The organism is Trichocoleus sp. ST-U2 (genome assembly GCF_039961875.1).
Classification (GTDB): domain Bacteria; phylum Cyanobacteriota; class Cyanobacteriia; order Cyanobacteriales; family FACHB-T130; genus FACHB-T130.
This window is the reverse complement of sequence record NZ_JAMPJY010000003.1, coordinates 218,559-239,892: the sequence shown is the minus strand read 5'-3', so window position 1 is coordinate 239,892 and position 21,334 is coordinate 218,559. Positions and strand designations below refer to the sequence as shown.

The window sequence follows — 21,334 nt, the reverse complement described above, 5'->3', positions numbered from 1 at the left end:
GCAGCGAAAAAATTGATCGGGATTTACGCACTGAAAGCTTGAAACCGAGATCCCCCGAACCCCCCTTGAAAACAGGGAACCGGACAATTCCCTGCTTTATCGGCGGATGTAAAGGGGATCTCTGCGTCAGTCCTATTTATCTTGGATAGGAGCAGCTATCTCCAACTTCAGGCAGAATTTGGCAAATAACTTACCATAATTTTTTCTAATGCCATGCGTAAATCATCCCGCCCTTGAAAGCTATCAATGCGGTGAACTACCTTGCCGTTTTCAATCAGAACGATCGTGGGTAGAGTCTGGAGGCGATAAGTATTCGCCAGTTTTAAATTTTGATCGGCATTAATTCCAACTAATTTGACTTGTTCGCCCCATTCAGATTGAACTCTAGTCAGGAGGGGGTTAATTAGCCGACATAATCCACACCAGGGTGCCCAAAAATGAACTAGGACTGGGGTGGAAGATTCTAAAACTTCTTGTGTAAACGTCCGTTCGTTAACAGAAAGCACCATGATCCCTCTAGTTTTATTCGCTTTTACTATTGAAAGTCAGCCAAAAGGAGGAAGTGGAACAATAAACAATGAAGTAAAATCCTTCAGCTTACTCTAGCGCAACTGGTATGCCAGTGCGTATCTACTACGTCTAGGCATCTATGGGGAAGCTAAGGCGGTAGAACCAGAGCGTAATTAAGCTGAAAGTTATTTGGAATCATGCTACATCCATTTGGGATCGCGTGGCTCAGCATAATTGCGGAACTCACACTACCATCTGACAACACCTGTCGCCTGGATCAACCAGGGGTGCGCCCACCACAACAGCAGAATGAAAGCAGCGACCCCTAGATACGCAGGGCGGAGAAACTCTTGCCATTTCAGGGTTTGATGCCCTTCCAGGAGCGCCTGGAAGGGGACAACAGAGGTGCGAGCTTTCACAGCCTCGAAAGCTTCCCCATAGCGAGCCAAGAGACGGCGATCGCCATGCCAAACTGCGAATAAATGATGCAGCACTAGCCCTACTGAAGTTAAGAGGGTAAACGTCGTGCCAACCCAAAGCGTATGGGCAATACACCAAATCACCTGTCCGACCATTTGGGGATGCCTAGTGATGCGGATAATGCCGGTTTCGTAAAGATGCACTTGAGGCTTTTCGATGGCGGCAATTTCTAGCAAGTTGAAAGTTGCTGGATAAAGAAACAGAAATGAGATAGCCGAAAGCACCCACACCACCGACTGAACGCCGGGGACGCCCTGAACTTGCCACAGTTGCAGCCCATCATAACGATGATTAATGAAGTAAACGATCAACACCACTGCTAGAGGAAGACTGACGAGGGCAAATAAGATGCGGTAGAGGCGGGGGCCGATTTTTTTTTCGCCCCAAGGACGCAGTGCAGCCAGACCACTGTGAGCGATCGCAAACCCAAAAAGCAGTCCCAGCATTATGTAGTGGCTAGGAGTCAGAACGCGAAAGAAATTCATAAACTTTTACGTAATTTCCAGTAGAAAATAGACCCCCCAAGTATTCCCTGAGAGACTTGATCTCGTGTTGTGTTACTGTCGATGACTGAGAGGCTTTACAACGAAGTGGGCTATCAATCGCTTGAGTCCAGCCCCATCTCTCGCAAGAGAGCGCTTAGCGATCCTTCGGTCATTGGTGATGGGTCATCGGTCAAATGTCAGCAGTAACCAACAACTGACAACTGACAACCGACAAAAAGCTAACAGATCGCCGAGCTTTATGCCTCAGTCGCTCCTTTCCCTTTTCAGGTAAAGCCTGTATGTCTGACCTTCCTTTCACTTTAGACCAACTCCGCATTCTTAAAGCGATCGCCGCCGAGGGAAGCTTCAAGCGTGCCGCCGATAGCCTGTACGTCTCGCAACCCGCTGTCAGCCTCCAAGTCCAAAACTTAGAGCGGCAGTTGGATGTGCCGTTGTTTGACCGGGGAGGACGCAGGGCACAACTGACGGAAGCAGGGCACCTACTTCTCAGCTACGGCGAAAAAATCTTGACGCTTTGTCAAGAAACCTGCCGCGCCATTGAAGACTTGCAAAATCTCCAGGGTGGCACCCTGATTATAGGAGCTTCGCAGACGACAGGAACCTACTTACTGCCCCGAATGATTGGGATGTTCCGCCAGCAGTATCCAGATGTAGCAGTACAATTACACGTTCACTCGACGCGCCGCACGGCGTGGAGTGTCGCCAACGGGCAAGTTGACCTGGCAATCATTGGGGGAGAGGTTCCTTCCGAACTACAAGAAGCACTAAAAATTATTCCTTATGCTGAAGATGAACTAGCGCTGATCTTGCCAGCCTTACATCCCCTCGCCAAAATTGGGACTATCCAAAAAGACGATCTTTACAAATTGCAGTTCATTGCCTTAGACTCCCAATCCACCATCCGCAAGGTGATTGACCAAGTGCTAACTCGCTGTGGTATCGATACCCGACGCCTCAAAATAGAGATGGAACTTAACTCGATTGAGGCAATTAAAAATGCCGTGCAGGCAGGACTTGGGGCGTCGTTTGTCTCCCTATCGGCGATCGAAAAAGAGTTGCAAATGGGCATCCTCCACTACGCAAAAATTGAAGAGGTAGTGGTCAAGCGGATGCTATGGGTGATTGTGAACCCAAATCGCTACCGCTCCAAAGCAGCAGAAGCGTTTAGCCAAGAAATTTTACCTGCCTTTGCCTCCCCCGGATGGGGAAGAGAAATGGAAGCATCCACTCCAATCGAAGCCGATGGGTTCAAGGCAGCTGCTCCTAACTCCGCAGGCAGTTAATTCCAGTATTAGCCATCTGTTAGTTGCTAATCGCGAATGGAAGTATGGCTACTAGCTCTTAAACAATTAGCAATTAGCAACAATCGATTAGGATTTGACCAGTAACTCCTCATGGAAATTTACTGTACCCGTCCCGGCTGCCCTCGTCCCCTGAATTTTTTTGCCGATCTTGATGACAACAACCTTGTCAAAACGGTGCAGCAGAAGTATTGCACCGCCTGTGGAATGCAGCTGATTTTAGATGGTCGGTATCTATCGGCAAAGCTGTTAGGACGAGGGGGATTTGGTGCAGCGTTTTTGGCACGCGATCGCCGCACGCCTGGAATGCGCCGATGCGTCGTCAAACAGTTTCAGCCAGTGGGAGATTTAACGCCGGATCAGCTACAAATTGCCCAAAATCTATTTGCACGGGAAGGAGAAGTTTTAGAAGAACTCGGCAGCCATCCTCAAATTCCCGACTTGTTTGCTTTCTTTGATATCACAGTTCCCAGCATTCAACCGGGAAAACAGGACAAGTTTTTCTATCTGGTGCAGGAATTCATCGATGGGCATAATTTGGAAGAGGAACTGGCGCAGAAGGGGAAGTTCTCCCCAGACGAGGTGTTATTACTGCTGCGAGAAATCCTGCCGGTGCTAAAGTTTGTTCACGATAGCGGCTCCATCCACCGAGATATCAAGCTTTCCAACATTATGCGCCATCGCAACGGTCGGCTTTATCTCTTAGATTTTGGTGCTGTTAAGCAGGTGACGAAGGCAACGCCTGGTGGATCGTCAACCGGAATTTATTCAATGGGATTTGCACCGCCAGAGCAAATGGCTGGGGGTCAAGTGTATCCTTCAACCGATTTGTATGCCTTGGCGGTGACTTGCATTATCCTACTCACGGGCAAGCAGCCAACCGAGTTATTTGATGTCTATACAAACCAGTGGAATTGGAGACCTCATGCGGGTGCGATCGCTACCGCAGCGGTAGCCAGTGAGTGGAATCGCTTCGCCGATATTTTAGACCAGATGCTCTTGAGTGCGCCGAATCAACGGTTTCAGTCTGCTGATGAAGTGCTGCACGCCCTGACTTCTTTATTACCGTCCCCTCCTCCTCTGGCACCACCGACTCAGATGCCTACCCGCGTCGCCGCTCCAGCCGCCGCTGCCGCGCCTCCAACTCCAGCCCCGACCCCTCAGCCACCCGCCCCCATTTCTCAACCCGCCTCTCGACCGAGATTTTCTCTACTGGAGGTTTTAGGAGGAGCAGCTTTTACGGGGTTTGAAGGCGGATTGTTATTTATTGCTTTGGGTAGTTTGCTGCCATCCCCACAGTTGAGCGTTGGATTGTTGGGGATGATGATTGGGGGTCTATTGTTTGCTCAATACCGCCGCTTCATTGAAAAATTGGATTTATTCATTATTGCAGGAATAACCCTGGCGATTATGCTGTTTTTTCCCGTTTTGCGAGACGGGTTTCCCCTTGAGATAGTCGTCTTTGTGGCTATGTTGGCTGGAGCAGGCGCGATCGCAGTGACTGCTCTATTTCGCCTAATTTATAAATTACTTGCTAATTTTCTCTAAGCTAATCGTGAGCTTCCTGAGTAACCATCATGTCCCAAAAAAACGAAACCACGGTTCTCGTCTTAGCCCTCCTGCTCACTGCTGCTTTATTAGGCGCTGGCTTTTGGTGGTTTACCAAGCGCTCTGGTGTTGACCTCGGTCGTTTAAACCAAACCACCAACCCCAGTGATGCTGCCAACGATCGGGAAAATCAGCCCAATCGCTCAACACCCTCCACCGGCGAAGGCTTTCCCCAAGTGCAGAACGTTCCTACTGGGCTGTTTAGCTACGGTGGCAGCACCTCTTGGGCACCGATTCGACTCGCAGTAGACTCGCGGATGCAAGCGGCGCGACCTGAGTTTCGGCTGCGCTATGTTGAGCCAAATACCGGCCCTGCTAGCTCTGGCGCTGGCATCAGAATGTTACTAGACGGGAAAATAGACTTCGCCCAATCCTCCCGACCGATTCTGACGAGCGAGTATAACCAGGCACAGCAGCGAGGGTTCGGGCTTAAAGAGATTGCGATCGCAATTGATGGATTGGCAGTCGCGGTTAACCCAAACCTGAATATCCCAGGTTTGACCTTAGATCAGTTGAAATCTATCTACACGGGCAAGATTACTAATTGGCAAGAATTAGGCGGCCCGGATATCCCAATTAAACCCTATTCTCGTTCCCCAAATGCTGGAGGAACGGTGGAACTATTTGTGGAAGAAGTTTTGAACGGTCAACCTTTTAGTGCCAATGTTGAATTTGTCTCTACCACGACTCAAGCACTGCAAAAACTTGGTGGTAGCCCTGGAGGAATTTACTTTGCTTCTGCGCCTGAAGTGGTTCCACAATGTAGTATCAAGCCTTTGCCAGTTGGGCGGAGAGCGGGTGAATTTGTAACGCCTTACCAAGAGCCTTTTGTGCCGCTGCAAACGTGCCCTAGTCAACGCAATCAGCTGAATATTCAGGCTTTTCAAACGGGTCAATATCCCCTGACTCGGAAGCTATTTGTGATTGTTAAACAGAATGGTCAGAGAGAACAGCAAGCGGGTGAAGCTTATGCGAATTTGTTGCAGATAGAACAAGGACAGCAACTAATTTCTGAGGCTGGATTTGTTAGGCTCCGCTAATTACTCTCATTTAAAACGTGATTTCAACTAAATATTTCAACGCAGAAAATAATTTAAATAGACTTATCAATAAGCCCTATTTCTTCCTGATTAACCATCCATGTCCCATAAAAATGAAACAACGGTTCTTGTTCTGTCCCTATTGATTACGGCAGGTGTTTTGGGGGCTGGTTATTGGTGGTTTAAGAGCAATTCCAGCCCCCCAATTGCTCCGGGAAAGCCTGATTCGGTGCAATCAAGTCCAGTTCCTATCGCACCAGGTTCTATCAGCACTCGAATTAGTATAGGGGAAAAATCTTTAGCAACGGCGAATGCTAACTCCGAGAAACAAGCAGGAGTGCAAGCATTTGCAAGCGGGGATTTTGCTAGCGCGATCGCTAACTTCCAATCATCCCTCCAAGGAAATCGCAACGATCCAGAAACTTTAATTTATCTCAATAATGCCCGGATCGGCAAGCAAATCAGCTACACCATTGCCGTCTCCGTGCCAATTGGCACGGATGTAAATGGAGCTTTAGAAATGTTGCGGGGCGTCGCTCAAGCTCAAACTGAAATTAATCAAGCCGGGGGAATTAAAGGAATTCCGGTAAAAGTAGCGATCGCGAATGACGATAATAATCCAGAAATTGCCAAACAAATTGCTAGCGCCTTGGTCAATAATCCAGAAGTGTTGGGTGTTATCGGCCCTTATTCGAGCGATGTCACTTTGGCGGCAGGAACTACTTATAACGATGGCAAATTAGTCGTCATTTCCCCGACCAGCACCTCAATTAAACTTTCCGGTTTTAGCCGCTACGTTTTTCGGACGGTTCCCAGTGACTACGTAGCAGCCAGGGCATTATCTGACTATATGCTCAACAAATTGCAACGGAAAAATGCAGCCGTTTTCTTTAATTCCCGGAGTGCCTATAGCCAATCGCTGAAATCGGAATTTGTCGCTGCCGTATCTTTAGGAGGCGGGCAAGTATCGAATGAGTTTGACTTATCCGAACCGGGTTTTAGTGCTGCTAGAAGTATCGATCTAGCGATCGCTCAAGGTGCCGAGGTGCTAATGTTAGCAGCGAATACCGACACTTTAGACAAAGCCCTGCAAGTCGTGCAGCTAAATCGCAAACGATTAAAGCTCTTGGGGGGAGATGATGTTTACACACCCAAGACTTTGGAAGTGGGCGGTGAGGCAGCAGTTGAGATGGTGCTGGCAGTGCCTTGGCATATCAATGGCGATCCGACTTCTAACTTTCCCCGCCAATCCCGACAACTATGGGGTGGCGATGTCAGTTGGCGTACCGCTTTGTCTTATGACGCTACCCAGGCTTTGATTGCAGCCTTGCAGCGCAATCCCACCCGAACCGGAGTCCAAAAATCCCTAATTGCATCGGATTTTTCGTCTACTGGGGCATCGGGCATCATCCGGTTTTTACCGTCAGGCGATCGCAATGCTGCCGTCATTCTCGTCCGCATTCAACCGGGTACCACCTCCGGTACCGGCTACGATTTTGTACCCCTTCGTCCTTAATAGGTTGGTAGCCATGAAAGGGCAATCGTCAGGACAACAAACTGATGGCAATCGGCTCAAAAAGCTAATTATTGTTAACACTCAAAGCAGACGCAGGTAAACAGAGCAAATTATCCCCTTGAGTTCTGATTAATCCTTTTTGACGTAACTTACCCATTAAGCGAGTCACAGTGACACGGGTAGAACCGATGGCACTGCCAATTTGGGCATGAGTCAGGGGAAATGGCAGACAGTAACCGCTATCTTGGGGTTCGCCAAATTCTTCGATTAACAGTGTCAGAAATCCCAACAGCCGATCGATTGTCCGTCGCTGTCCTAGGGTACTCAGCCACAGTAGCTTGCGCTGGTGCTGATACCGGAACGCATCAAATACTTCGCGACGGAAGTGAGGCCAGTTGTCCAGGTCATGCCAGTACATCCAAACTACAGAAGTTTGATCGACGTGGGCATAAGCCTGAAGGGTAAACGGTGACTGGGCAACAATTTCAAACGGTTGTCCTGCACCCACAAAGCCTAAAAAAGCTTCTTCTGGACTCAAACGCAGAACTTTAGCAGCGGAAGAACTGGTGTTAGCGCTAACTTGAGCCGTACCGACTAAGCGGACGGCACCCCGTTGGACTAGATACAAAAGTCCTGGTCTAGCTGGAATTCGCTCATCTTTACTGAAAGTCCGATAACGGTAGTGTTCCTGCGCCCAGTCTAGAATCCGTTGCCAGGTTAAAAACGGTCGTGATACCTCTGATGTGGAGGATGGTGATTGCATAAGTGGCAAGCGATGATCTTTTATAAATTTTACCAAGCTTACAAGGTAGCAAAAAATACTTCCTCACGCGCCTGCTTGAGTTAGATATTATTTTGGGAAAGTTCTAACCTTAGGTAGAGGTCATAAAACTAGACTAGATAAGCGAAATACGCCTTTCAAAGGGAGTGAGTGTGAAGGTGAATTTACCGGCTGTTCATTGCCCATCGCTGAAGCAACAGATGCTTATTCAGCTACAAGCAGCTATCGGTTTCTACAGAGAAAGATACCTTCTTAACAAGGACGCGATCGCTTCACATCCGCCAGAGGAAAATACGCCGTTGGCTGAGCTGCTCAGCGGTGCCGAAATCCCTCTCCAGCGATTTCAGGAGGGTAAAGGCATCCGATACAGGTCGAGTGTCGCCCTCAAATTTGCAGCTCTCTGGCACGTGCCAGCATTGGAAATTGCAACTGAGCTAGCTGCCTATCTCTGTACTAGCGTCGATGACGCTCAGGGAAAGGTGGGTTTACAAAATTTGACAATTCAAGTGATTCCTCCCGGTTTCATTGATTTCCAACTCACCGATACGGAAATAGCCCGTTGGTTGCAGCTTTTGGTAGTAGGGGTGAGTCAAAGCCAGGGAGTTCCCAATTACCTATTACCAATTCCCGATTACCGGGTACCGATGACTTACCCCCAACCCCTATCAAGTCTTTCAAAAGTACAGTACATCCATGCCCGTTGCTGCTCTTTGCTGCGCTTAGGGCATCGGGAGAAGATAATCCAGCTCAATGACTCGCCTGCGCTGATGCTAGTCTACCCAGAGCCAATTCCTTGGCTGACTGCGGACGGGCAACTCCAGTTGGTTCATCCAGCAGAACGCCACTTGATCGCCCAGTTGTTCGGGTTGCTAGATGAACTGGGGGGCATGAATCAACTGAAGTGGGGAAAACGGGCGTTTGATGCGACTCAGGCTTTTGAAACCTTTGAGCGTGAATGTCGCATTTTTGGCGAAGTCAAGACTCAGATGCCTCATCTGGCGCAGGCAAGATTGGGGTTAGTGGGAGTAACTCGCGCAATTTTGAAATTCCTGTTGCAAGACAGGCTGGGCATCTTGGCACCCATCGAACTTTAGTCGTACCACCGCCTACCCCTAGTTAGAAAATTTTGGAAAAAGCACTAGACAAATGGAATGATATGCAATAGTATTGCTCTTGTGTGAGGAGCGAACCAGTGAGGGGACCGAGACGAAACACGGCCAGTCGTCGGTCCTCTTTCTGATCTAAAGGGTTTTAAAGTAGAAACATTTCAATGGCAGCGGCGGCACCATCTTTCTCTACACTAGGAGCCACCCACTGCGCGATCGCTTGAACCTCTGCGGGTGCATCCCCCATCGCAACACCAATCCCAGCGTATTCAAGCATCTCCAAATCATTAAAGTTATCGCCAATCGCCATGACATTAGCGGCGTCTAGCCCTAATATCTCTTCGGCTAAGTAACGCACTGCTGTTCCTTTATTCACACTAGGGTGAGTCGCTTCAAAGAAAGTCGCAACAGAGGTGGTCAAGTAAAGTTCAGCTGGGGTGTAACGTTTTCGTAACGTTCCGAGCAAATTTTCAATCACGGTTGCATCGTCACAGAGCGCCAAAACTTTCGTCGGTTCAGCAATCGAGAGGGTATTCCGCAGGTCGCCAACAACGATAGGCTGGATGCCGGAGCGTTCTGAGTAAGCTTTGGTTGCCGATGTCAGTTCTCTGACATACAACTGGTCGTTGATGTAGAAGTGGACGGAAAGTAGCGATCGCAATTCCGGTTCCTCAAAGTGTTCCAACAGTTGCAATACCATTGGCTCAGAAACAGGCGAGTGACGCAGAACTTTCTGGCTGATGGGGTCTTGAATCCAAGCACCTTGATAAGCCATCACAGGCAATGTGGAGCCAACATGTTGATGGAAGCGCAAAGCAGAACGATACATCCGACCTGTCGCGATCGCAACGTGAATACCCTTTGCTTGAACGGCACGAATTGCCCGAAGTACAGGTTCTCTGATAGTGTTGGATACACCGGCAATCGTGCCATCAATGTCTAAAACTAATAATCGAATCGCCTTGGCATCTAAACCGGGAGAGTTGACCTCAACTACCTGGTTAGAAAAAGAAGGGTTTGACATGAGTTGTTCGTTGTTCGTTGTTCGTTGCTAGAGTAACCAAACTTCTAAACACTAACAACCAAAAACTAATAACTCCTTAAAAGGCTATGACCGAGGCAAAGAATCGCTATCGCGCCAGTCGTCGGGTTTTATTTGCGACGCTTTGGCTCACCTTGTTCGTTTTATCCGTTAAAGTTTCAGCAGGTTGGACAACGCGATCGCTCAGCCTGCTAGCGGAGTCGCTGCACACCCTGATTACCAGCTTCAGTATCCTGTTGAGTTTGCTCGTCACTGCCGCACCCGACCGTCTAGCAGGGCGCGAAGTGCATGGTCATAGCAAACTGGAAAGCGTGGCAACGCTTCTGCTCGTGGCTTTTTTGGGCTTTGCTTGCTTAAATTTACTGGGAATGTCCGCCCAGCAGCTAGTCGCTGCGACCAGGGTTGTCGATCTCCCGTATCCCACCTCAGTGAGTCTACCCCTAATTCAATTGCTGGGAGTGGTTGTCTCCACAACCCTAGTCCTCGCCCTCATCGGCGTGTACCAAGCCAGAGTTTTAAATAGCCCTGCTGTGCGGTTTAATTCCATTCAGTTGTTTAAGGATGTGGGGCTAACCCTCTTGGTAGTAGCAGGCTTGGTAGGCGTGATGTGGGGAATTTTCTGGCTCGACGTAATGCTGGCAGTTTTTTTGGTTCTTCTAGCCGTGAGAAGTTGTTGGTACGTGGTGAATTGGCAGTTACCGCTAATGGTGCAGCAGACTGCGATCGCTCCCGAAGTTTTGGCGCAAATTGCCCGTCAGGTTGGGGGCGTCACCCACTGTTACCAGATTGAGTCGCGAGGAATTGTCGGGCGTTTGGTGTTGGTGCAGATGCATCTAATTCTGCATCCAGAATTTATGGGAATTGCTTCTCTGATTGCCGAGCGCATTGAGTTGGCGATTCGAGAGCGCTATGGTCCCATTCAAGCCATTTTCTATATTGATGACGATGTTCAAGAGCTGGAAAACTACAGTTCCGCTAATCCAACTTTAGAAGTGAACGGAATTCGTTATCGACGAGATGAGACACACAGCCAAAATTAACTTTGAGCGACGCTTCTGGCGATCAAAGTAGAACTTCATCCCAATTCCGGCTTGTTGACGCTTCACTTTCAATTTGTCTTTTGTCACCCAATTGGGCGGGGGGCTATCGACGCCGCAGAACTTTTCTTGCCTGAGTATCTTTCCTGAGTATCAGATAAGCAGATGCGAATCCAGCACTTTCAACCTAGCTGTCTTTGTCTGTTTCTAATTCCAAACTCACGTCAATTCCCAATTTCCCGATTTCATTAGTAATTTTTCATCGCCCGTTCCATATCGCGCTTATCATCGCGCCGCTTGACGTCTTCGCGCTTGTCGTGCAGCTTTTTACCTTTGCCAAGACCCAAACTAATTTTAATCCAACCCCCCTTCAAATACATTTTCAGAGGGATTAACGTTAAACCTTGCTGTTCCACCTTGCCAATCAGCTTGCGGATTTCCTGGCGGTGCAGCAGCAATTTGCGAGTGCGACGAGGGTCGTGGTTGAAAAATGCGCCGATGCCCTTGTAGGGCGAAATGTGGACGTTCAGCAGCCATATCTCACCATTGCGAATCAGGGCATAGCCATCTCGTAGATTGGCCTGACCCAGACGAATCGATTTAACCTCGGTGCCAGTTAACTCTATTCCCGCCTCATAGGTTTCCAAAATTTCATAGAGGAAACGGGCTTGCCGGTTATCGCTAAGAATTTTTATACCTTCGTTCTTTTGACTCATTGCAGCCCATCAGTGGAAAACCTTCCCTTAACGTAGCCTTAAAACAGAACCTGTTGCAATAGACTCTGGAGGGAGCTAGGGAATGAGTCTTAGCGTAACTTCTTGGAGGCGGCTACCAGGGTTCATATCTCGATACGTTGCACCGACTTTCCGACTTCTAGCATCTTGGCGTTCTGCTGAAATCTGGGAAGCAGATTGAGCTGCTGCTTTTTGAGCTTCCGCCTTTTTTTCAGCTTCAGCTTGGAGGTGCTGCTTTTCGGTATACTCTGCACTCTTGGCTAAAGCTCTGGCGTAGGTAGGAGTGTCTTGGGGAATCTGTTGCAGATAATTTAACGCACCCGCAAAGTCTGTTCTAAATGCTCGTTCGTAGGCTTGTTGTAACAGATAATCAGCTTTGATATGTTGCTTTTGGGTATATTCGGCAATCTTTGTCTGAACTTTTGCCCCAGCAGGCGTTTGTTGGGGAATGAGTTTGAGATAGTTTAGGGCGCTGGTAAAATCTTTTTCTGCCGCTCGCTCGTAGGCTTTTTTTAATAATTGTTGAGATTCTGCTTCAATTTTGGGTTGAGTTTTCTGAACAAGTGGCGCTATTTTTTCTTGCCAGTAGGAAATTTTAGGAATCTTACGAGCTGCTTCTAGCACATCTAACCACCGGCTTTCTTTAAATGCTTGTTCGGCGGATTGAAATTGAGCAGCAGCGGTATGCCACTCTTGGCTCCACTCGCGTGCGGTGGCTTGAGCTTCTGGATAGATAGAACTTTCTGAGGGAATAGATTGTGCTAGCGCGATCGCGCCTTGAACATCTCCTGTCTGATATTTGTCCTTCGCGGTAACTAAAATGTTTGATGAAGACTCTGACGGAAAAGCATTCAGCAGAGAATAAAGTCCGCCTGTTATTACTAAACTATTCGCTGCAATCCCGATTCCAAGCCCAGTCAGTATTGGAGAATGTTGAGGTTTGTAAGAGCGAGTATTTCTCTCGCCTTTCCTTGATTTTTGAGTTGGAAATTCTTTAATTGTGGCTTTGTGAGTTTCTTTTTTTTGACGATTAAAAACTGCCTTCTGTACGGGTGGCTGGTTGGTTGTCTCTACTGCTGGCTTCTGGCTTCCGTCTAACGACTGGAGAGCTTGCAGTACCTCCGAAGCTGACTGGTAGCGGCTTTTGAAGTGGTAGCGTACCATCTTGTTCAGGACAGAAACTAAGCGATCGCTCAAGACACTCATTGACCGACTGCTGATAAAAAGGTGCTGCCAGATCAGCTCACCCGTCTCAGGATCTTCTTTTAATTGTGCAGGTTCCACACCAGTTAAGGCTTGGATGGCAATTACTCCCAAAGCATAGATATCGCTATTACGGCGGGGATGTCCGATGAGTTGCTCTGAGGGAATGTAACCTAAGCTACCAACAGCCAAAGTCGTATTACTCTGTGCTAGATCGGGAGCTGAATGCTGCGGCTGCGCTACACAAAAATCTACTAGAAATAACTTGCCATCCTCGCCGCGTCTGACTAAATTGTTCGGTTTCAAGTCGCCATGAATGATGCCGTGACTGTGAACAAATGCCAGAATACGCAGGACTTCTTCCAGCATTTCAATGACTTGGGTTTCCGTCCAGCGTTTGACGCAGCCTTGGCTTATGGGCAGTTCCGCACTCAGCTGATGTCCCTGAATAAATTCTTGTACTAAATAGAATTCCTGCTTTTCTTCAAAGGAGTCTAATAACTGAGGAATTTGGCTATGGTTGCCAAGTTTTGTCAAGATTTCTGTTTCGTTGAGGAACCGACGCCTTGCAATTTCCAAACTGTTGGGGTCTGAACTTGCAAGACTAAAGTGCTTGACAACGTATTTTGGGTTGCCTACTTGGTGAATGTCTTCGGCAATATAGGTCTGTCCAAAAACTCCAGATACCAGGAGTTGGACAATTTGGTAACGCCCTTTTAGTAATTTCCCGATCATGGAGTAAATTGCCAGCTCTTTATCTAGTGAATTTTAAAAACACATCTAGATAATTTTTTCAGCAACTCACATCTATTTCCGGAAGCCAGTGACACGTGCTGTACAGCTAGGCGCAAATCAATGTAAGATCGCGCCCGGATACCAGAAACTCAGTTTCTCGACCACAGAGCTATTTACAGTTTTGTTGTGCCTATACGCTCATGCTGAGCGTCGCTACACCGTTTAGAAGCCTACAGTAAAGGAGCGCATTTCTCAACTTGCGCCCCTGTTGTGGGTCAAAAAAATCAAGTCTATTGCTGTGTCAAAAATGTTTTGACAGTCTGTAGAGGCTTTCGGGTCGGAAAGCCCCTACTTTTCAGATAAGCATTGACAGACTAATCTCCAGACACCGATTTACCGTTCGCTCACTGTAATGGTGGCGTGGGTGGTGTGACTGGTGTAATCGACGGGATTGCCGGTGTTACGCCTGGTGTGACCGGCGGTATTACGGGTATCACGGGCGGAACCCCTGGTAGAGCAGGCGGTGTTATGCCTGGTGTGGTTGGTGTTGCTACGCCTGGTGTGGTTGGTGTGGCTACACCTGGTATAGTCGGCGTGGTTACGCCTGGTGCGGTCGGCGGTGTCGGTGTGGTGACGCCTGGTGTGGTCGGTGTGGTGACGCCTGGTGTGGTCGGTGTGGTGACGCCTGGTGTGGTCGGTGTGGTGACGCCTGGTGTGGTCGGTGTGGTGACGCCTGGTGTGGTCGGTGTGGTGACGCCTGGTGTGGTCGGTGTGGTGACGCCTGGTGTGGTCGGTGTGGTGACGCCTGGTGTGGTCGGTGTGGTGACGCCTGGTGTGGTCGGTGTGCCTGGGGCGTTAGATTGGGCAAGACCTGAGGTGGAGATAGCGACGGGCGCTGAAAAGGCTAGAAGAGTAGCAAAGACAAACTTTCTTATCATTTGGGTAGATGCCTATGGTTAAGTTTTATCAAAAGAGCCTGGTTGCATATTGACAAAAGTATGTTTCAGCTCACCAGCAATCCCCTTGCTATGGGTAGAGTCAATCGCCTACCCTAAGAAAGACGTTTGAGCTGAGAGCGATCGCACTTTGGGGGGGTTGACTGGAAGCTGCGGTGTTTCCAGCGAAGCGATCGCATCAAATCACCTGATGGATTGTTTTCACCTATGTAGGTGGAGTTAGACAAGTTCTTCTGTGCCAAAATCGATTTCAACGATTGCGCGATTTTTCTGCAAAGACGCTTTCCTAACGCTATCTGCCACGAAACTCCATGAACTTAGTTATCGGACAAACACTGGGAGGACATTACCAAATCATTAACTCCTTGGGAGGAGGAGGGTTTGGTCAAACTTATCTTGCCCAAGATATGTATCTTCCTGGCACCCCTCGATGCGTTGTTAAGCTACTCAAGCCTCAAGCAACCGATCCCCAGACTTTGCAAACCGCAAGACGCCTCTTCGAGACGGAAGCAAAAGTTCTGCACCAGTTAGGGAATCACGATCGGATTCCTCGACTTTTCGCCTATTTCGAGGAAAATCAAGAGTTTTATCTGGTTCAGGAATTCATTGAAGGTAGCGATCTTAGCCAGGAACTCCCCACAGGCGGTGGCAGTGGAGCCACCCCGCCGCTATCTGAAGATGAAGTAATTTCTCTGTTACAAGAGATTCTGGAAATATTAGAATTTGTCCATCAACAAAATGTTATCCACCGCGATATCAACCCTCGAAATTTAATCAGACGTAAGGAAGATAACAAGTTAGTTTTAATTGATTTTGGTGCAGTTAAACGAATTAGCACTCAAATAATTAAGGGAGCGAAAACTAGCTTTACGGTTGCCATTGGTACTCCAGGCTACTTACCGAGCGAACAAGCAAACGGAAACCCCAAGTTAAGCAGTGATATCTATGCGGTAGGCATGATAGGAATTCAAGCTCTCACCGGCTTATTTCCTAACGAATTACCAGAAGATTCCAATACGGGTGAAATCCTTTGGCGTAACCATTCATCAGTCAGCACCACTCTGGCAAATGTTTTAGATAAAATGGTGCGTTATGATTTTCGGCAGCGTTACCAATCTGCTGCTGAAGCGTTGCAAGCTCTCAAAGCTTTGAAGATACCGACAGGTGTCACAATGATGGTTGCACCCTCTGTAAAATCACCCGTTCGCCCGACAAGTCAGAAAAAAAGCAAAAAATCGCGTTCCCTTCCTTGGAAAATTTTAATCTCAACGATTGTCCTAGGATTGGGAACGGGCGCAACTATTTTTACGGTTAATATTATTAACTCTTCTAATGCAACTGACTTGTATAACCGAGGCAAAACCTTTTCAGAATTAAATCGCAATGAGGAAGCGCTGAATGCTTATGACAAAGCTCTTAAAATTAGACCGGAATACCTAGAAGCGTGGAATGGTCGCGGTCAAATTCTATTCAATCTGAATAAATATAAAGAGGCGATTGAAGCTTACGACAAAGCCATTCAGATTAGCCCAGAATCCTTTGAAGCTTGGGCGGGTCGCGGCTATGTGCTGGATAAATTGGAGCAATACAAAGAGGCAATTGATTCTTTCGAGAAAGCTTTAACTATTAATCCCAATTCGCCAGAAGTTTGGAATGGTCGCGGCGAAGCAATGACGAATTTACAGCAATATCAAGAAGCAATTGAATCTTTTGATAAGGCGGTGCAATTTAAGCCGGACTACTATCAAGCTTGGTACAGTAGGGGCTGGACGTTGCATAATTTGCAAAAATATGAGGAAGCGATCGCGTCTTACGACAAAGCTGTAGAATCTAAATCCGACTACTCCCAAGCTTGGTACAATCGAGGTAACTCGCTAATGAGCTTACAACGTTATCAAGACGCGATTGAATCTTATGATAAGGCGGTAAGATTTCAACCAAATCACTACAAAGCTTGGTATAGCCGAGGGAATGCGTTAGTGAATTTGCAGCAATATAAAGATGCAATTGACTCGTATACCCAAGTTACTAAAATTCAGCCAAATTACTCTAAAGGCTGGTATGGGCTTGGTTGGTCGCTGCATCAATTACAACGATACGAAGAAGCGATCGCTTCCTATAACCAAGCGTTAAAATTTAATCGAGGCGATTACCTCATTTGGTACAATCGAGGCAATTTACTTTATAACTTGAAACAATATCAAGACGCGATCGCGTCTTATAATCGCGCCGTTGCCATTAAGCCTGATCACTACGAAAGCTGGTTCAGTCGAGGGAATGCGTTGTTTAACGTAAAGCGGTATGAAGAAGCGATCGCCTCTTATGACAAAGCGATCCGATACAAGTCAGATTACCAGCAAGCTATAGAAGCCAAACAGCGATCGCAGGATCAATTGAAGCAGGAAAAAGAAAAGCTGACTCAAAAATTAGGTGCAGAGTCAGTGAAACCAGAAAAGCCGAAGCGTGAGAAGAAGAAATAAGCTTCTGTGCGTTTAAAATAGATAGCGATCGCACTCTTGATTTAATTACAGGCGCGATCGCTATCTAGTAACGTTCAAGTGAATGTTCCTAGAAATCTCATTGCTTCAGCTTTCTCCTGGAAGATAGCATGAATTGCATCACTATTGTTATATCGAATGTCAATCTCGTACTTCGATACAGGCGCGGGTGTAGGTTGGGTATCTGCATAATTCTGGATGTATTCAATAGCTTGCTCAATAGTCGTAATTTGCTTCACTAATCCGTGTAGAACCGTCACGCTTACCCCCTGAACCCGTCGTGAAAATGACTGATTTAAGGTATTAATAAAGTTATCTATCCTGAATTTTTCTAGCCTGAGCAATAGATTTTTAATCTCTGCAATATCCTGTGTTGATAACGTATTCCACTGAGAAATTTTCTTTTTAAACTCAGCTTCTGGTGTGTTTTCGTCAAAAGATGCATCAATTTGAACAGATGCAAATGCTCCAACGATGCTGCCATACTGAAGGTAAAGAATTTCAAAACCTTTAGATTGCAATTGATTGAGCGCTCCTTGAGTAAAAACACCCGCCAGGATAGCACCTAAAAAGGGGCGCAGGTGACTATAAGTTTCTGCAAGTGGAAGAAGCGCTCCTTCAATTTCTTGAGCTTTGTTCCTAGAATGCTTAGTGTAGCGTCGCCATGCAGTCTCAATAAATGCTGCTGGAAGCCCACGAGTATGTTCTGTGCCTCCCCGTTCAAGTACATAGTCAAGGTCATGAGAATTTCCATAGCGATCTTCCCATGAAACCTTTTTAATAGACCTTGCCTTGCGCTTCTTTTGATAGTCTAAGTAAAGACCTTGTTCATTAGCGACTTCCTGAAGCCTCTCTCGAATAAATTCTTGGATTAGATTTCCAAGAATCTGACCCCATTTATGTGAAAATGACTCTGCCACTCTTGCTGTTAAAAAATATTTTTGTTGTAACACTTATCCCCGAACCCACAAGCGACCTTCGCAGAGAGGAACGTTGTGCTTTCGATTTTTCCACTTCACATTTCGGTCACGAGTCTTCTCAAACGTGAAGGATTCAAATCCTGCCGATTGTGCTAGCGCACCCATCCACTCAATCACCGGGATATAAATTCCATAAGGGGCAGAATCGCCAACAACAAAGCAAACAGTGGAAGGATGTTGGCAGACTCTGCGAAGTGCTATCCAAACTCTAGCAATGTCCAAAAAATAGCACGCAATCATCAGATGATAATTTTTTTTCCCACCGTGCAAATGACGTTCTTTAGCCAGCGTGTGGCAGATTTGAATAATACTCGATTGGATTGGCAATAGTTCAGGAGATGCTAAAACTTTATCCAAATTTACACTCTTATTTGTTACGTGCTGTGAACATGAGCGAATTAGAAATTGCCGCACAGTTTTCTGAAGGTCTCCCCAACCTGCAATTTCTCCCATAAAACACATTTCCAGTCGTGTAGCATCTGCATAATCATAATTGTTTGCATAGGGTGGTGAGGTGATTACCAAGTTTGCAAAGTTATCAGGGACACCAATACAAGTCCGAGCATCAGACTGAATAAGCTTAGCCTGAGAAACTGCTGTTTTTCCTACTATTCTCATGTCTGTGGCAATCGTTTCTGCCATAAGTTGAAAAGCTGACTTTGGTTCTAGAGTTGAGCTTTTCGTTTTGCGAGGTAAAATGTACTGCCAAGGTGCAGTACCTACATGAGAAACATGACGGAGAATAACAATGAGCGTTAGCCAGGTTAACTGAGATTGCGGAGAATTATCTGCTAATTTCTCCCAAGCTTGACGCAAGCAATCTAGAGATTCCAGTGATTCGTTGGTGAAGCATTTACGAATCAAGGGAGGATAATTTTCTACACAGCCTTGCAGAGTTTCAGCACATCTTATGACCTTCGTTGTATGTTGAATAAAAGCATCTAGGTCAGTTTGATATAACAGCTTTGCTTTGGCTACACGAGCAACGAAAGGATGCGCTTCAATCCCGTAGCATTCGACCCCTATTTTCTCAGCAGCTAGCAAAGTCGTACCCGCACCAGCAAATGGATCGAGGACAGTGACCGTTTCCTGTTTCTTGGCTTTAGTGATGACAGTTTCAACCCATTGAGCAGAGAACCCCGCACTGAACCTAAACCAGCGATGAACTGGCAATTTCATGTTGTCCGCAAAAGTTGAAAAGTTGCTAAAGCATTCAGGATTGAAAGGTGGTGAGACTGGCGATCCAACTTCCCAAAATGGCAACTCTAATTGTTTTGTCATGTAGATATTGAGTGTTAGACTGCCTGAGTTTTAAAGTGAATTTCAATTGCGGTGATTGTTACTGTACCGGATTCTGGCTCCTGCCCATTGCAACTTTTCGCGGAGTGTCTGGTAATAGGAATAGTTTTCCCGCAAAATAATGAACTTAGCGAGACAATTTGCCATGCGAATGTCTACACGCTGTCCGGGCCAAATGGCAGTTGCCAAGACGCCATCCATCCATAGTTTAGTGTTTAACTCGTAGTCAGCCAAAGGCCAAACGCTGACGACAGAACCAGAAGGGATGACAATTGGGCGACTCGCCAGACTTAGCGGGCAGATGGGCGTAACGGTAATCGCTTCCATGCCAGAGTGGACAATCGGGCCATTGGCAGAGATCGTGTAGCAAGTAGAGCCAGTGGGAGTAGAAACAATCAGTCCATCTCCCTGATATTGATCGACCACCTCTCCATCAATTTCCATTTCTAATATCGAGGTAATCATGCGGTCGGCGGAGGCAGGTTTGATGCACATTTCATTGAGTGCGAGGAAGCGATCGCTCACAGGTTCCAAATTCGTGCGATTTCCCTCAAATAACGCCGCCTGCAACATCATCCGCCGTTCAAGGGCATAGCGATCCTCGCTTAACCTGTCCCAAACCCGCTCAGTATCTTCAAATTCCTCAAACGGCTGGGTTAAAAATCCTAAATGTCCTCCCACATTCACCGCCAAAATCGGAATCTTTTCGGGTGCCAGATGCCGTACTGCTGCCAAAGCGGTGCCATCGCCGCCCAATACTATCGCCAGGTCGATTGGATGCATTGCAGAAGCCAAAAACACTGGGTAGGGGTTATCCTTTGCCCCACTTGGCCCCATCAGTACATGGCAATTGCGTTTTTCCAGTTGTTTGGCGCACTTTTCTGCCCAGCTACGGCTGAGGGGGTCTCCCGCCTTGTGTGCAATGATGACGTTTTTTAGCTCCAATTTGCCTTTACTCAATCGAAGTTAGCTATTTTTCAAGATACCTATCACTCTGCATTTGGGCTACCTTTCCGTTTTTTTAACCCTGTCCCTGCCCTTCCTCGTTCGCAGGGATGGGTTCCATATTCCCCTCTCCTTTCACGGAGAGAGGTTAGGGGTGAGGTTCCACTGTTTAGGCATCGCTATTCTGGCAAAGATAAGCAAGATGTCTGCGCGGGCATTGAAGGCAGAAAATCGGCTAAACCCAAGTAGCGAATTCCTTCTGGGGTAACTTCAAAGCGGCAAGGTAATACTTCCACCCCTTGGGCAACGGCGTCGCGCAACAACTTACCATACAGGGGATCGGTACTGTCTCCAGGAGCAAAATGAGTACAGTCACCGCGATTCACAAAATAAAGCATCACCGCCCGCATCTGAGGAATTAACGCAGTCAGTTCCCGCAGATGCTTTTGTCCTCTTGTCGTGACTGTATCGGGAAACAGCACCAGTTTCCCTTGCGCCCAAGTCGTGCTTTTGACTTCCAAGTAAATGGGGAAATCGGAGTCATTACCCGTTAGTAAAAAATCTACCCGGCTATTTTTTTCTACTCCATAGGGCACTTCAAAGCGAACTTGGCTGTAATTGCCCAATGTTGGGAACAGGAACTTTTCTAGTGCTAACTTAACGACCCGATTAGGTAAAGCAGTATTCACTCCCACCCAAGTCGGTTCGGTATCGTAAACTTGAATCATTTCCCAGGTATACGGCAATTTCCGCTTGGGATTGTCGCTATACGACACCTGCACGGGACTACCGGGCGTTGAAACCCCAGTCATCGGGCCGGTATTTGGACAATGGGCGGTAATAACCTCCCCGGACGCTAGTTCAATATCGGCAAAGAAACGCTTGTAGCGTTTGAGCAAAATTCCGGATGAGAGAGTCGGGTAGCGGTAGAGCCAATCCATAGTATTTTTAACGCAGAGGTAAGCCAGGGAAATCGTAAAGGAGCGCACAGGAGATTTTAACTTGGCGTACCTTGGGGTTAACCTTTGCGTTTAAATAAGATGAGCCAATTGAGGGA

At 47.3% G+C, this 21,334-nt stretch carries 18 protein-coding genes; 8 read left to right on the top strand and 10 right to left on the bottom strand.

All coding sequences use genetic code 11. The features are described 5' to 3' along the window. Nucleotides 1-167 precede the first annotated feature (167 nt). A complete protein-coding gene (locus NC996_RS03435; protein ID WP_190413147.1) occupies nt 168-509 on the bottom strand; it encodes a thioredoxin domain-containing protein in 342 nt (113 codons plus the stop codon). Between the two features lie 249 nt (nt 510-758). Further along, nucleotides 759-1,475, bottom strand: coding sequence for an NnrU family protein (locus NC996_RS03430; RefSeq protein ID WP_190438681.1), 717 nt, complete (start codon nt 1,473-1,475; stop codon nt 759-761). A gap of 299 nt (nt 1,476-1,774) precedes the next feature. Between NC996_RS03430 and NC996_RS03425 the strand changes: the two genes are divergently transcribed. From NC996_RS03425 to NC996_RS03410, 4 genes are all read left to right on the top strand, one after another. Beyond that, the gene (locus tag NC996_RS03425) at nt 1,775-2,779 is read left to right on the top strand and encodes a LysR family transcriptional regulator (protein WP_190413151.1); all 1,005 of its coding nucleotides are present in this window, start codon (nt 1,775-1,777) and stop codon (nt 2,777-2,779) included. Nucleotides 2,780-2,890: 111 nt separating this feature from the next. Next, complete coding sequence (locus NC996_RS03420; protein WP_190681741.1) at nt 2,891-4,345, top strand: serine/threonine-protein kinase; 1,455 nt, start codon at nt 2,891-2,893, stop codon at nt 4,343-4,345. A 29-nt stretch (nt 4,346-4,374) separates the two neighbouring features. Then, on the top strand, nt 4,375-5,445 hold the full coding sequence (locus tag NC996_RS03415; RefSeq protein WP_190681739.1) for a PstS family phosphate ABC transporter substrate-binding protein: 1,071 nt from the start codon (nt 4,375-4,377) through the stop codon (nt 5,443-5,445). Between the two features lie 100 nt (nt 5,446-5,545). Next, the gene (locus tag NC996_RS03410; RefSeq protein WP_190681737.1) at nt 5,546-6,961 is read left to right on the top strand and encodes an ABC transporter substrate-binding protein; all 1,416 of its coding nucleotides are present in this window, start codon (nt 5,546-5,548) and stop codon (nt 6,959-6,961) included. 64 nt (nt 6,962-7,025) lie between these two features. On the opposite strand, the gene NC996_RS03405 is transcribed toward NC996_RS03410, so the two are convergent. Next, nucleotides 7,026-7,724: a Crp/Fnr family transcriptional regulator gene (locus NC996_RS03405; protein ID WP_190413159.1), complete on the bottom strand. Its 699-nt coding sequence runs from the start codon at nt 7,722-7,724 to the stop codon at nt 7,026-7,028. Between the two features lie 218 nt (nt 7,725-7,942). Here NC996_RS03405 and NC996_RS03400 point away from each other — a divergent pair, with 218 nt between their 5' ends. After that, nucleotides 7,943-8,836 (top strand): hypothetical protein, encoded by an 894-nt coding sequence (locus tag NC996_RS03400; RefSeq protein WP_190681735.1) that lies wholly within the window; start codon nt 7,943-7,945, stop codon nt 8,834-8,836. Between the two features lie 157 nt (nt 8,837-8,993). On the opposite strand, the gene NC996_RS03395 is transcribed toward NC996_RS03400, so the two are convergent. Then, the gene (locus tag NC996_RS03395; protein WP_190681733.1) at nt 8,994-9,872 is read right to left on the bottom strand and encodes a Cof-type HAD-IIB family hydrolase; all 879 of its coding nucleotides are present in this window, start codon (nt 9,870-9,872) and stop codon (nt 8,994-8,996) included. An 86-nt stretch (nt 9,873-9,958) separates the two neighbouring features. On the opposite strand from NC996_RS03395, the gene NC996_RS03390 reads away from it, so the two are divergent. Continuing rightward, complete coding sequence (locus NC996_RS03390; RefSeq protein WP_190681730.1) at nt 9,959-10,930, top strand: cation transporter; 972 nt, start codon at nt 9,959-9,961, stop codon at nt 10,928-10,930. Nucleotides 10,931-11,175: 245 nt separating this feature from the next. Here NC996_RS03390 and smpB read toward each other — a convergent pair whose 3' ends face one another. Then, nucleotides 11,176-11,643: an SsrA-binding protein SmpB gene (gene smpB / locus NC996_RS03385; protein ID WP_190413167.1), complete on the bottom strand. Its 468-nt coding sequence runs from the start codon at nt 11,641-11,643 to the stop codon at nt 11,176-11,178. A gap of 75 nt (nt 11,644-11,718) precedes the next feature. Continuing rightward, nucleotides 11,719-13,599: a serine/threonine-protein kinase gene (locus tag NC996_RS03380; protein ID WP_190681727.1), complete on the bottom strand. Its 1,881-nt coding sequence runs from the start codon at nt 13,597-13,599 to the stop codon at nt 11,719-11,721. Nucleotides 13,600-14,028: 429 nt separating this feature from the next. On the opposite strand from NC996_RS03380, the gene NC996_RS03375 reads away from it, so the two are divergent. Next, on the top strand, nt 14,029-14,559 hold the full coding sequence (locus NC996_RS03375; protein ID WP_190681724.1) for a hypothetical protein: 531 nt from the start codon (nt 14,029-14,031) through the stop codon (nt 14,557-14,559). 307 nt (nt 14,560-14,866) lie between these two features. Beyond that, a complete protein-coding gene (locus NC996_RS03370) occupies nt 14,867-17,035 on the top strand; it encodes a serine/threonine-protein kinase (protein ID WP_190681721.1) in 2,169 nt (722 codons plus the stop codon). Between the two features lie 74 nt (nt 17,036-17,109). Here the strand turns inward: NC996_RS03370 and NC996_RS03365 are convergent, their stop codons facing one another. From NC996_RS03365 to sfsA, 4 genes are all read right to left on the bottom strand, one after another. Further along, nucleotides 17,110-18,006, bottom strand: a complete 897-nt coding sequence (locus NC996_RS03365) for a DNA methylase (protein ID WP_190681718.1) — start codon at nt 18,004-18,006, stop codon at nt 17,110-17,112. Beyond that, nucleotides 18,007-19,314 carry a DNA methyltransferase gene (locus NC996_RS03360; protein WP_190681715.1) on the bottom strand — a complete coding sequence of 436 codons (1,308 nt, stop codon included), beginning with the start codon at nt 19,312-19,314 and terminating at the stop codon, nt 18,007-18,009. 42 nt (nt 19,315-19,356) lie between these two features. Further along, entirely contained in the window at nt 19,357-20,277 is a 921-nt protein-coding gene (locus NC996_RS03355; protein WP_190681712.1) for an NAD(+) kinase, read from the bottom strand. Nucleotides 20,278-20,456: 179 nt separating this feature from the next. Continuing rightward, nucleotides 20,457-21,218, bottom strand: a complete 762-nt coding sequence (gene sfsA / locus NC996_RS03350; protein ID WP_190681709.1) for a DNA/RNA nuclease SfsA — start codon at nt 21,216-21,218, stop codon at nt 20,457-20,459. Nucleotides 21,219-21,334: the final 116 nt, after the last annotated feature.